Source organism: Stenotrophomonas sp. STEN031 (genome assembly GCF_056759975.1).
Genome location: NZ_JBRREA010000034.1, coordinates 32,156 through 43,724 on the forward strand (window position 1 = coordinate 32,156; position 11,569 = coordinate 43,724).

At 64.3% G+C, this 11,569-nt stretch carries 9 protein-coding genes; 2 read left to right on the plus strand and 7 right to left on the minus strand.

Annotated features, from left to right (window positions below; all coding sequences use genetic code 11):
- Positions 1–386 precede the first annotated feature (386 nt).
- Positions 387–2,552 carry a S46 family peptidase gene (locus tag ACVOLQ_RS15170; protein ID WP_313495563.1) on the minus strand — a complete coding sequence of 722 codons (2,166 nt, stop codon included), beginning with the start codon at positions 2,550–2,552 and terminating at the stop codon, positions 387–389.
- 135 nt (positions 2,553–2,687) lie between these two features.
- Between ACVOLQ_RS15170 and tdh the strand changes: the two genes are divergently transcribed.
- Positions 2,688–3,722 carry an L-threonine 3-dehydrogenase gene (gene tdh / locus ACVOLQ_RS15175; RefSeq protein WP_481528500.1) on the plus strand — a complete coding sequence of 345 codons (1,035 nt, stop codon included), beginning with the start codon at positions 2,688–2,690 and terminating at the stop codon, positions 3,720–3,722.
- A 133-nt stretch (positions 3,723–3,855) separates the two neighbouring features.
- Here the strand turns inward: tdh and ACVOLQ_RS15180 are convergent, their stop codons facing one another.
- From ACVOLQ_RS15180 to ACVOLQ_RS15205, 6 genes are all read right to left on the minus strand, one after another.
- Entirely contained in the window at positions 3,856–4,608 is a 753-nt protein-coding gene (locus ACVOLQ_RS15180; protein WP_313173779.1) for a TorF family putative porin, read from the minus strand.
- Between the two features lie 119 nt (positions 4,609–4,727).
- On the minus strand, positions 4,728–5,771 hold the full coding sequence (locus ACVOLQ_RS15185; RefSeq protein WP_481528501.1) for a sulfate/molybdate ABC transporter ATP-binding protein: 1,044 nt from the start codon (positions 5,769–5,771) through the stop codon (positions 4,728–4,730).
- A 7-nt stretch (positions 5,772–5,778) separates the two neighbouring features.
- The gene (gene cysW, locus ACVOLQ_RS15190) at positions 5,779–6,720 is read right to left on the minus strand and encodes a sulfate ABC transporter permease subunit CysW (protein WP_481528502.1); all 942 of its coding nucleotides are present in this window, start codon (positions 6,718–6,720) and stop codon (positions 5,779–5,781) included.
- Positions 6,717–7,562 carry a sulfate ABC transporter permease subunit CysT gene (gene cysT / locus ACVOLQ_RS15195; RefSeq protein ID WP_481528506.1) on the minus strand — a complete coding sequence of 282 codons (846 nt, stop codon included), beginning with the start codon at positions 7,560–7,562 and terminating at the stop codon, positions 6,717–6,719. The genes cysW and cysT overlap by 4 nt, the downstream gene beginning before the upstream one ends.
- A gap of 15 nt (positions 7,563–7,577) precedes the next feature.
- Positions 7,578–8,600 (minus strand): sulfate ABC transporter substrate-binding protein, encoded by a 1,023-nt coding sequence (locus ACVOLQ_RS15200; RefSeq protein ID WP_481528503.1) that lies wholly within the window; start codon positions 8,598–8,600, stop codon positions 7,578–7,580.
- A 12-nt stretch (positions 8,601–8,612) separates the two neighbouring features.
- The gene (locus ACVOLQ_RS15205) at positions 8,613–10,040 is read right to left on the minus strand and encodes an OprO/OprP family phosphate-selective porin (RefSeq protein WP_481528504.1); all 1,428 of its coding nucleotides are present in this window, start codon (positions 10,038–10,040) and stop codon (positions 8,613–8,615) included.
- Between the two features lie 161 nt (positions 10,041–10,201).
- On the opposite strand from ACVOLQ_RS15205, the gene kbl reads away from it, so the two are divergent.
- Positions 10,202–11,416 (plus strand): glycine C-acetyltransferase, encoded by a 1,215-nt coding sequence (gene kbl / locus ACVOLQ_RS15210; protein ID WP_481528505.1) that lies wholly within the window; start codon positions 10,202–10,204, stop codon positions 11,414–11,416.
- The last annotated feature ends 153 nt before the right edge of the window (positions 11,417–11,569 follow it).

The following is an 11,569-nucleotide window of genomic DNA, read 5'->3' on the forward strand; positions in this document are numbered from 1 at the left end:
CAAACCCGTAGTGCCGAGCCATGCTCGGCAGGAGCTTTGCCGGTAGAGCCCTTGCCGAGCATGGCTCGGCACTACAGTCGCCAGGCCTCGACCCCATCAACCAGCCAAAAGCTCCCCCCCTCCCCGGCCCTCCCCTTCGCTGCGCGAAAGGGAGGGGGCAAGAGCGTAGTGCCGAGCCATGCTCGGCAGAGGCGTTACCGGTACCGCCAAATGTAGGAGCGGCGTAAGCCGCGAAGCACCTGATCCGTCAGATTGCGCGCATTCCGCTAGTTTCGATGCTATCGACTTCGCGGCTTACGCCGCTCCTACAACGCTGTGTGCTGCGCACAAACAAAAGCCCGGACGGTTTCCCGTCCGGGCTTGTACTTGAACCACGCAACCCGAACTTACTTCGAGGCGGCGTCCATTTCCTTCAGCAGCTGCGGCGCCGGTGCCACTTCCTGCATGATCCAGCGCATGTAACGCTCGTCGACCGAGATCATACGGGTCATCACCGGGTCGAACACCCAGTTGCTGGCGACCGATTCCCAGATGCCGTCAAACGCCAGGCCCACCAGGCGGCCGTGCGCGTCCAGCACCGGCGAGCCGGAGTTGCCGCCGGTGATGTCCAGGTCGGAGAGGAAGTTCACCGGCACGCTGCCGATACGCTTGTCCTCGAAGCCGCCGTAACGCTTGGCCTTGACCGCATCGATCAGCGCCTGCGGCGAGTCGAACGGGTCCTTGCCGGTTTCCTTGGCGACGATGCCTTCCAGATCGGTGAAGGCCGGCTGCACCTTGCCGTCCAGGCCGGTGTAACCCTTCACGTTGCCGAAGGTGATGCGCAGCGACAGGTTGGCGTCCGGGTAGACGAACTCACCCTTGGTCTTCTTGTAGTCAGCAATGGCCTGCAGGAACAGCGGACGTGCCACCAGTTCCTCGCCCATGCGCAGCTTGCGCTGGTGCTCCAGCTCCAGCAGTGCCGGCATCACTGCCACCGCGTACTGGATGGCCGGGTCGTTGCTGGCTTCAAACGCGGCCTTGTCAGCGCCAAACCACTTCAGGCGCTCGTCCAGGCTGCCCAGCTTGGAGCCGTCCAGACGTGCAACGGTGGCTTCGACCGCCTTGGCATCAACGCCACCGATCCACTTGTCGAACGCCGACAGGTGCTGGCCGGCCGGCAGTTGCACGTACTGCTGCAGCCAGTACTGCTGGAACTGGCGATCCATGGCCGGCACGTAACGGCGGTCCATCTGCTTCAGGCCGCCTTCGATGGCCGGCAGATCGCGTTCCTGGTAACCCTCTTCGCGCTGCGCGTCCGGCTTGGCCTTTTCAATGGCCAGGCGGTACAGGCGCACGGCAGTGCCGAGGGTGCCGGTGCGGTTGAGCATGGCCAGGTTCAGGTCACGCGCCTGGTTCATGCGCGACTGCTGGCCCAGGGTCTGCAGCTGTGCGAAGGCATCCAGCGCCGGCTTGCCGGCAGCGCCCTGGCCACGCAGCCATTCCAGCACCGCGGTTTCCGCAGCCTGCTTCTGGCCGAGCACGTTGTTGCGCTTGAAGCCGTCCAGCTGGCCGTCGTAGTTCTTGCTGGTGTTGTTCCAGCTGGCCATGTTGGCGGCGTACTTGACCGCGATGTCCGGGTTGTCCTTGCTGGCCGCTTCGACCATCGCGATCTGGTCCTTGTAGGCCTTGGCGATCGACGGGTAGGTCCAGGTAGCGGTGTTCTCGAACTCGCTGACCAGCGCATAGCGATCGGTGCGGCCCGGGTAGCCGGCGACCATCACGAAATCACCCTCGCCCAGCGGCTGGTTGGCCAGCTTCAGCCAATGCTTGGGCTGGTACGGCACGTTGTCGGCGGCGAAAGCGGCCGGCTTGCCGTCCTTGCCGACATAGGCGCGGTAGAACGAGAAATCGCCGGTGTGGCGCGGCCACATCCAGTTGTCGACGTCACCGCCGAACTTGCCGACGCTGCCCGGGGGCGCATAGGCCAGGCGCACGTCCTTGATTTCCATGTTCTTGAACAGGCGGTAGGTGTTGCCGCCGGAGAAGCTGTACAGGGTGCAGCTGTAGGCGTCGTCGGTTTCACAGGCGGCGATGGCCTGCTTCTCGAAGGCTTCCAGCGCCTGGGTGCGCTTGAGCGGGTCGTTGCCGGCGCCAGCGATGGCCGCCTTGGCCTGTGCGGTGACATCGGTGATGTCGTCCAGCACGTAGATGCGGGCATTCGGGCCGGCGCTCAGTTCGTCTTTCAGGGTCGGCGCGTTGAAGCCGTCCTTGATCAGGTTCTTCTCGGCGGTGGAGTTCAGCTGGATCGAGCCGTAGGCGCAATGGTGGTTGGTCACCACCAGGCCCTGCGGCGAAACGAAGCTGGCGGTGCAGCCGCCCAGCGCAACCACCGCGCCCATCGGGTCGCCGGTGAGGTTGGCCAACTGCTGCGGATCCAGCTTCAACCCTGCCTGCTTCAGCGGACCGGCGATTTCCGGCAGCTGCTGCGGCACCCACATGCCTTCAGCGGCGTGCGCGGTCTGCGCCAGGCCCAGGCCAGCAAGGATGGAAAACGCAAGAAAATTCACGCGCATTACGCTATTCCGAAAGTTTGGAAGCGCCGATTGTAGCCGTTGCAACTGTCATCCTCCCCTGCCATCGGTCAGTACAGGGCGGTTACGGCTGAAAGCTTATAATCGCCCTCTTTCCACACACTGCGGTCCCCTGCAATGGCACAGACGATGAAGGCGCTGGTGAAGCGCGAAGCGACCAAGGGCATCTGGATGGAAGAGGTGCCGGTGCCGACGCCCGGTCCGAACCAGGTGCTGATCAAGCTCGAAAAAACCGCCATCTGCGGCACCGACCTGCATATCTACCTGTGGGACGAGTGGAGCCAGCGCACCATCAAGCCGGGCCTGACCATCGGCCACGAGTTCGTCGGCCGCATCGCCGAGATCGGCCCGGGCGTGACCGGCTATGAAATCGGCCAGCGCGTCTCGGCCGAAGGCCACATCGTCTGCGGCCACTGCCGCAACTGCCGTGGCGGCCGCCAGCACCTGTGCCCGAATACCGTCGGTATCGGCGTCAACGTCAACGGTGCCTTCGCCGAATACATGGTGATGCCGGCCACCAACCTGTGGCCGATCCCGGACCAGATCCCGTCCGAACTGGCTGCGTTCTTCGACCCCTACGGCAACGCCGCGCATTGCGCGCTGGAGTTCGACGTGATCGGCGAGGACGTGCTGATCACCGGCGCCGGCCCGATCGGCATCATCGCCGCCGGCATCTGCAAGCACATCGGTGCCCGCAACGTGGTGGTCACCGACGTCAACGATTTCCGCCTGAAGCTGGCCGCCGACATGGGTGCCACCCGCGTGGTCAACGTCGCCAACCAGTCGCTGAAGGACGTGATGGCCGAGCTGCACATGGAAGGCTTCGACGTGGGCCTGGAAATGAGTGGCAACCCGCGCGCCTTCAACGACATGCTCGATTGCATGTACCACGGCGGCAAGATCGCCATGCTCGGCATCATGCCCAAGGGCGCGGGTTGCGACTGGGACAAGATCATCTTCAAGGGCCTGACCGTGCAGGGCATCTATGGCCGCAAGATGTACGAGACCTGGTACAAGATGACCCAGTTGGTGCTGAGCGGTTTCCCGCTGGGCAAGGTGATGACCCACCAGCTGCCGGTGGAGCGTTTCCAGGAAGGTTTCGACCTGATGGAACAGGGCAAGGCCGGCAAGGTCGTGCTGAGCTGGAATTGAGCTCAGGCGGAATCGGTAGTGCCGACCCATGGTCGGCATTGGCGTCACCGGTAATGCCCTGCTGCCGACCATGGGTCGGCACTACGGAAAAAGGCGCCTTTCGGCGCCTTTTTCTGTACTCGTCACACTCGGATCAGGGCACGTCCACCGACACGGTGAACACGACGCCCGGCTTGTAGGTGTCCGATTCGCGGCGCAGCAGCGAGGCATCCGAACCGAAGGTGTCGTAGTAGCCCAGGGTGGCGGTCGCCGGGCCGAAGGCCTTGGACACCGAGATCGAGCCATCGTAGTAATCGGCACGACGCGGCCACTCGTTGGCCTTTTCCTTGATCGTGGTGTAACCGGCCGAAGCGCCGATCGAGAAGCCGCTGTCACCGATGTCGTAGCTGGCCTCCAGCGCGCTGTAGGTCTGCTTGGCACCGGTGTTGCTGTAGTCGTTGGCGTAGCCGAGCAGGCCGCTGACGGTCACCGGGCCACTCCAGGTCACCTTGGCCAGGTACTCGTTGTAGTCGATGTCGCCGTAACCGCTGGAGGCGCCTTCATAGGTGTAACGGTTCACACCCAGGTCCAGGTTCCAGCTGTCGCTCAGGTCCTTGCTCCAACCGATGTTGTAATCGACTTCGAAGTTCGGGCCGCCATCGCCGAAATCGACATTCGAGCCCCACACGCCCACGTACAGACCAAACGGCGCGGTGTAGTTGGCGCCGGCCTGGAACGCCGGGCCGTTATCGGTCTGCGACACGCCACGGAACACGTAGTCGGTGGTCACGCCGAAGCTGGCGCTGAACGGAGAGGTGGATTCCTCACTCTCCTGGGCACTGACGGCAAACGGAACGGACAACAGGGCGGCGCAGGCCACGGCGACAAGACGCTTGTTGTGCATCATGCAGATCTCTCCAGGAAGTGGGGGTATCGGGATCAGACAGAGCCCGATTCACAAATATTTAACCGCAAGTATATTGCGATGCAACATCTATTTCACCCCGCTCCCCGCCCCTCCCCTATTCAGCCGCCTGCCAGTGGAAAGATTCCATAGCGACGGGGGGCGAGTCGGATTGACTGTCCCGTCGCATAAGCCGGTGCCCCTGGCGGCAATTCCACCTCCAGCTCGGTTGCTATGCCATCCAGGCGTGCGCGCAGGCGCTGGCGCGGGCCACTGCGCTGCACCAGCCCCACCGTCGCCTGCCAGTGGCCATCGGCCGCGACCAGCAGATCCTCCGGGCGTACGAATACCTCCAGTGCCTCGCCTTCCGGCACCGGCAGCGTGCGCGGCCACTGTGCTCCGGCCACTTCCAGGGTCTGCCCCTGCGCGCGCGCCGGTAACCGGTTGGCCTCGCCGACAAACCCATACACGAACGGGGACGCCGGTTGGTCGTACACCTCGCCCGGCGTGCCCACCTGCTCGATGCGGCCGCGATTGAGAATGGCAACACGGTCGGCCAGCTCCAGCGCCTCTTCCTGATCGTGGGTGACGAACACCGTGGTCAGCCCGGTGCGGTCATGCAGTTCGCGCAGCCAGCGCCGCAGGTCACGGCGTACCTGGGCATCCAGCGCGCCGAAGGGTTCATCCAGCAGCAGCACGCGCGGTTCGATCGCCAGCGCGCGGGCCAGCGCCACGCGCTGCCGTTGTCCACCGGACAGCTGCGCCGGGTAGCGCCCGCCCAGCCCGTCGAGTTGTACCAGCGCCAGCAGCTCATCGACCTTGGCGTCGATGCGCGCCTTCGGCCAACGTTCGGCGCCGCGGCGTACCTCCAGCCCGAAGGCGATATTGCGGCGCACGTCCAGGTGCTTGAACAAGGCGTAATGCTGGAACACGAAACCGGCGCGGCGCGCCTGCACGCTCAAGCCGGTTGCGTCTTCGCCATCGAACAGGATCTCACCACGCTCGGGATGTTCCAGCCCGGCAAGTGCACGCAGCAACGTGGTCTTGCCCGAGCCGGAGGGCCCCAGCAAGGCCAGCAACTCGCCACTGCGGATATCCAGGCTCACCCCGTCGAGCGCGGGGAACGTGCCGTACTGCTTGCCCAGGTTGTGTATGCGGATGTTCATTGCGACCTCAATGACGGTGTGCGGCGGCCAGCGACTGACCATGGCGCCATTCCAGGAAAGATTTCACCACCAGCGTCAACAAGGCGGTGGCAGCCAGCAGTGATGCGCAGGCAAACGCAGCGCTGTAGGCGTATTCGTTGTAGAGAATCTCCACGTGCAACGGCAGCGTATTGGTGCGCCCACGGATATGCCCGGACACCACCGACACCGCGCCGAACTCACCCATCGCCCGCGCGCTGCACAACAGCACGCCGTACAACAGGCCCCAACGGATATTCGGCAAGGTCACCTTCCAGAACATCTGCCAGGCATTGGCGCCCAGCGTCAGCGCTGCCAGTTCTTCATCACTGCCCTGCTGCTCCATCAAGGGCATCAGTTCGCGGGCGATGAAGGGAAAGGTGACGAACACCGTGGCCAGCACGATGCCTGGGATCGCGAACACGATGCGTGGCAGCTGCAGCAGGGTTTCGCCCAGCACCGGCAGGTGCAGGCGCAGCCCGTCCTCGATCAACGGCCAGAACCAACCATCGCGACCGAACAGCAGGATGAAGACCAGACCCGCCACCACCGGCGATACCGAGAACGGCAGGTCGATCAAGGTCACCAGCCAACGTTTGCCCGGAAAGCTGTGCTTGCTCACCACCCATGCCGCCGCCACACCGAAAATCAGGTTCAACGGCACGACTATTGCTGTCACCAACAAGGTCAGGCGTATCGCGGAAAGTGCATCCGGATCACTGATCGCGTTGCAGAACGCCAGCACACCGCCACGCAGCGCCTCGACGAATACCAGCACCAGCGGCAGCAGCAGGAAGGACAGCAAAAAACCCAGTGCGCCCAGGATCAGCAGCACCTGCACCCAGCGCGGCTCGCTGGTCACCTGCTGCGGCTTGGCCACCCGCTCATCACGCGCGATTGCCACCGGCAAGTCCGACACCCATTCGTTCATCGCATCCCCCTGCGCTGCAGCCGGGCCTGCAAGGTATTTACCAGCAACAGCAACACGAACGACAGCAACAGCATCGCCCCGGCGATGGCGGTGGCACCTGCGTAGTCGAACTCTTCAAGACGGATGGTGATCAGCAGCGGCGCGATCTCGGTGACGTTGGGCATGTTGCCGGCGATGAAGATCACCGAGCCGTACTCACCCACGCCACGCGCGAAAGCCAATGCAAAGCCGGTCAGCATCGCCGGCCACAGGCTTGGCAACACCACTCGCACGATGGTCTGCAAGCGTGTGGCCCCGAGCGTGGCCGAGGCCTCCTCGAACTCGCGCTCGGCTTCAGCCAATACCGGCTGCACGATGCGCACCACGAAGGGCAGGCCAACAAACACCAGGGCCACCACGATGCCGAGCGGCGTGTAAGCCACCTTGATGCCCAGCGGCTCCAGCCATTGCCCTATCCAACCCTGGCCGCCATACAGCGCGGTCAAGGCGATACCGGCCACGGCCGTGGGCAAGGCAAACGGCAGATCGATCATTGCATCGAACAGGCGCCGCCCGGGGAAGCTGTAGCGAACGAATACCCATGCGACCAGGGTACCCATCAGCGTATTGAACGCCGCAGCCGCGAACGCGGTGCCAAAGCTCAGCCGCAACGCGGCCAGCACACGCGGTTCGGTCCATATCTGCCAGATCCCTCCCAGGCCCAGCCCCGCGGCTTTCAGGAACACGCCCAGCAATGGGATCAATACGATCAATCCCAGCCAGAACAAGGTGATGCCCATACCAAGACCAAAGCCGGGGAGTACCCGGCGTTGGCTTCGCACACGCGGCTGCAGTGTTTGCACTGTTGCTGACACGGTCTACTTGCTCGCCTGGATCTGATCGAAGACACCGCCATCGGTGAAGTGCTCAGCCTGCGCCCTGCCCCACGAGCCGAAGGCACTGCGGATGGTGACCAGCTGCACCTGTGGGAAGCGCGCCACATCGGCCGGCGCGGCGTATTGCGGTGAGCGCGGACGGTAGTAATGACGCGCGGCGATGCGCTGGCCCTCGGGCGAGTACAGGTACTGCAGATAGGCCTGGGCGACCTCGCGGGTGCCGTGGCGGTCGACATTGCGATCCAGCAACGCCACCGACGGTTCCGCCAGGATCGACAGCTTGGGCACCACGATCTCGAACTTGTCCGGGCCCAGTTCTTCTTGGGCAAGGAAGGCTTCGTTCTCCCAGGCCAGCAGGACATCGCCGATGCCGCGCTGGACGAAGGTAGTCGTCGCGCCGCGTGCACCGGTATCGAGCACCGGTACATTGCGGAACAGCGCGCGCATGTAGTTCAACACCTTCTCGCGATCACCCTTGAAGATGTGGTCGCCATAGGCCCACGCCGCCAGGTAATTCCAACGCGCGCCGCCGGAGGTCTTCGGGTTCGGCGTCACCACCGATACACCGCTGCGCAGCAGGTCCGGCCAATCGCGGATGCCCTTGGGGTTGCCCTTGCGCACGAGGAACACGATCGTCGAGGTATACGGCGCGCTGTTGTCCGGCAGGCGGCTTTCCCAGTTGGCGGGAAGCAGTTTGGCCTTGTCGGCGATGGCGTCCACGTCGTAAGCCAGCGCCAGCGTGACCACGTCGGCTTCAATGCCATCGATCACCGTGCGCGCCTGCTTGCCGGAGCCGCCGTGCGACGTCTCGATGCTGACGTTGTCGCCCTTGGTTTCCTTCCAGTGCTTGGCGAAGGCGGCGTTGAAATCGCGGTACAGCTCGCGGGTGGGGTCATAGGAAACATTGAGCAGCTGCACGTCGCGCGCAAACGCGGCGCCTGCACTCAAGGTCAGGGCGAACGCCAGTGCTGCGGTAGCAAGGCGTGAAAGATAGGAATGTTTCATCAGGGCTCTCCGTCAGAAGGAAACTTGCAGGCGCGAGAAAACAGCTTTTTCATCAGGCAACTTCGCGCCAGCGGAAGCCGCGTCAAAACTGCTGTGCAGGTAATTGGTCGCCAGCTTGAGGTTGGCGGTCAGGTACCAGTTGGCGCCCACCGTCCACGAGCGGACCTGCGAGGCCGACACCGTTGGGTCGGCATAGAACGGGAACGCCGCATCATCGATCTGCAGTTCGCCGTAGCGTGCAGTCAGCTCCACCGCGCCATGGCCACCGTTGTTGCCAAACGGGCGCGAAGGCGTGACGCCGCGATAGCTGGCATCCTCACCGGTCAGCACATAGCTGGCGGTGGCCTGCCAGGCTCGGTTGTCCAGCCGCTTGCGGATGCCATTGCGCGCCACCTCCTGTTCCGAGGCGATGTACTCGGCCTGCAGGCCCAGTCCATTGCGGTAGAACCAGCCCTGCGGCGACCAACGGCGGTGCTCGCCATCGGCAACCACCGCACTGCGGTAAGCAAAGAACGTGGCCTGTCCTGGCGTGCGATAGCGCGGCAGATAGTTGTTGCCGCTGCCATGCTTTTCACCGCTGCTTGCACCCAGGCCGAAGCCCAGGCCCGCCCAAGCGCTGTCGCTGCCCTTGAGCGGCTCGAAGAACACGCGTCCCGCATATTCGAAGTCGTCATCCGGATTGCTGGTGACCGCATCGCGGCCATCGACGGTGCCGTTGAACACGCCCAGCGCATAGCTGAATTTGCCCTTGGCCAGTTCGCCCTGCAGCTGTACACCGAGGTCGCGGTTCGGCGCCAGTTCGCTGGCCAGCGCGCGCTCCACATCGACCAGTGCCGAGGATGACTGCAGCCGTTCCAGACCGACTGGCGAGGTGAACTTGCCAACGCGTACCGTGTACGCAGGATCGAAACGCAGATCGGCATAGGCGTCGACGATGCTGGCGCTGTCACCGGCGAACTCCGGGGTAAAGCGGTACGCCACCAGCTTGCCCAGCGAACCTTCCAGGGTGGGCCGTGCGGTGCGCAGCAGGAAGGTGTCGTTCTGGTTGGCATCACTGCCCAGGAACACGCGGGCATCGCCCTGCAGCAGGCCGCGTAGTTTCAACTCGTAGTTGCCGTCGCCGGATTTGAACGAGGCGCCCTTCTGGTCGATGGCGATCTTCGGCGCGCTCTTGGCGGCGGCAACGCGTTCTTCTTCCGCCAGCTCCAGGCGGCGTTCGAGGATGCGCAGACGCTGGTCCAGATCAGCCAGGCCTACGCCTTCGGTCGCGCCATCACTGACACCGGCCAAACGCTCCAGTCGTTGCAGGCGCTCCTGCAACTGCTCCACGGTCAGTTGCTGCGCCTGCGCCGATGACCCCGCCCCACACGCCGCCAGGGCCAGGCTGAGGGACAACAGCTTCCTGGTTGGCAGGGTGAATGGGGGGCGTATGGCGGTCATCGGCGTCTCCTGGTGGGTGGGTGTGCAGACGATGCTGCGGGTGCACACCCACTACCGAGAAATGACTTAGGCCGCCGCGCTTATAGCCTTTGCGCATGACGCCAGCGCCGGGACACAAGGAAGGCTAAAATTGGCGTTCCACTTGACCGCAAGACCCTGCCATGACCGACACCGCGAACATCTCCCCGCTGACCCGGCACTACGCCGAGGAACTGGACGCCATCCGCGCGCAGGGGCTGTTCAAGTCCGAACGCATCATCACCAGCCCGCAGTCGGCCGAGATCACCCTGGACGACGGCCGCACGGTGCTGAATTTCTGTGCCAACAACTACCTGGGCCTGGCCGACCACCCGGAGCTGATCCAGGCCGCCAAGGACGCGCTGGACACGCATGGTTTCGGCATGGCCTCGGTGCGCTTCATCTGCGGCACCCAGGACCTGCACAAGCAGCTGGAGAAGCAGATTGCCGACTTCTTCGGCAAGGACGACACCATCCTCTACGCCGCCTGCTTCGACGCCAATGGCGGCCTGTTCGAGCCGCTGCTGGGCGAGAACGACGCGATCATCTCCGACGCGCTGAACCACGCCTCCATCATCGATGGCGTGCGCCTGTGCAAGGCCAAGCGCTTCCGCTACGCCAACTGCGACATGACCGACCTGGAAGCCCAGCTGCAGGCCGCCGATGCGGCTGGCTGCAAGACCAAGCTGATCACCACCGACGGCGTGTTCTCGATGGATGGTTTCATCGCCCCGCTCGATGAAATCACCGCGTTGGCGAAGAAGTACAACGCGCTGGTGCACATCGACGAATGCCACGCCACCGGCTTCCTTGGCGCGACCGGCCGCGGCTCGGCCGAAGTGAAGGGCGTACTGGACAAGATCGACATCATCACCGGCACCCTCGGCAAGGCCATGGGCGGCGCACTGGGCGGCTTCACCTGCGCCAGCGCCGAGGTGGTGGAACTGCTGCGTCAGCGCTCGCGCCCCTACCTGTTCTCCAACTCGCTGCCGCCGCATGTGGTGGCTGCCGGCATCAAGGCGTTCGAGATGCTGGCTGCCGCCGATGACCTGCGTACCACGCTGCGCGAGAACACCGCCTACTTCCGCGAGAAGATGACCGCTGCCGGCTTCGACGTGAAGCCGGGCGTGCACCCGATCAGCCCGGTGATGCTGTACGACGCGCCGCTGGCACAGAAGTTCGCCCAGCGCCTGCTGGAAGAAGGTATCTACGCCATTGGCTTCTTCTTCCCGGTAGTGCCCAAGGGCCAGGCCCGTATCCGCACCCAGATCAGCGCTGCACACAGCCGCGCCCATCTGGACCGCGCGATCGATGCCTTCACCCGGATTGGCCTGGAGCTCGGCGTGATCAAGGGCTGAGTGTTTCTGCCCTTGGTTTGAAGGCAAAACAGGCGCCCAAGGGCGCCTGTTTTTTTCCTGTAGTGGGGGGGGGGGGGGCGGGGGGGGCGGGGGGGGGCCGCGCGCAGCCGCGGGGCGGGGGGGGCGGGGCCGGCGGGGTGCTGGGGGGAGGGG

What these genes read in the sequence shown, in the direction of transcription:
- ACVOLQ_RS15205 (WP_481528504.1), bottom strand. Translation starts at nt 10,040, where the DNA reads ATGACCGCCATACGCCCCCCATTCACCCTGCCAACCAGGAAGCTGTTG.
- ACVOLQ_RS15180 (WP_313173779.1), bottom strand. Translation starts at nt 4,608, where the DNA reads ATGATGCACAACAAGCGTCTTGTCGCCGTGGCCTGCGCCGCCCTGTTG.
- ACVOLQ_RS15170 (WP_313495563.1), bottom strand. Translation starts at nt 2,552, where the DNA reads ATGCGCGTGAATTTTCTTGCGTTTTCCATCCTTGCTGGCCTGGGCCTG.
- tdh (WP_481528500.1), top strand. Translation starts at nt 2,688, where the DNA reads ATGGCACAGACGATGAAGGCGCTGGTGAAGCGCGAAGCGACCAAGGGC.
- ACVOLQ_RS15185 (WP_481528501.1), bottom strand. Translation starts at nt 5,771, where the DNA reads ATGAACATCCGCATACACAACCTGGGCAAGCAGTACGGCACGTTCCCC.
- kbl (WP_481528505.1), top strand. Translation starts at nt 10,202, where the DNA reads ATGACCGACACCGCGAACATCTCCCCGCTGACCCGGCACTACGCCGAG.
- cysW (WP_481528502.1), bottom strand. Translation starts at nt 6,720, where the DNA reads ATGAACGAATGGGTGTCGGACTTGCCGGTGGCAATCGCGCGTGATGAG.
- ACVOLQ_RS15200 (WP_481528503.1), bottom strand. Translation starts at nt 8,600, where the DNA reads ATGAAACATTCCTATCTTTCACGCCTTGCTACCGCAGCACTGGCGTTC.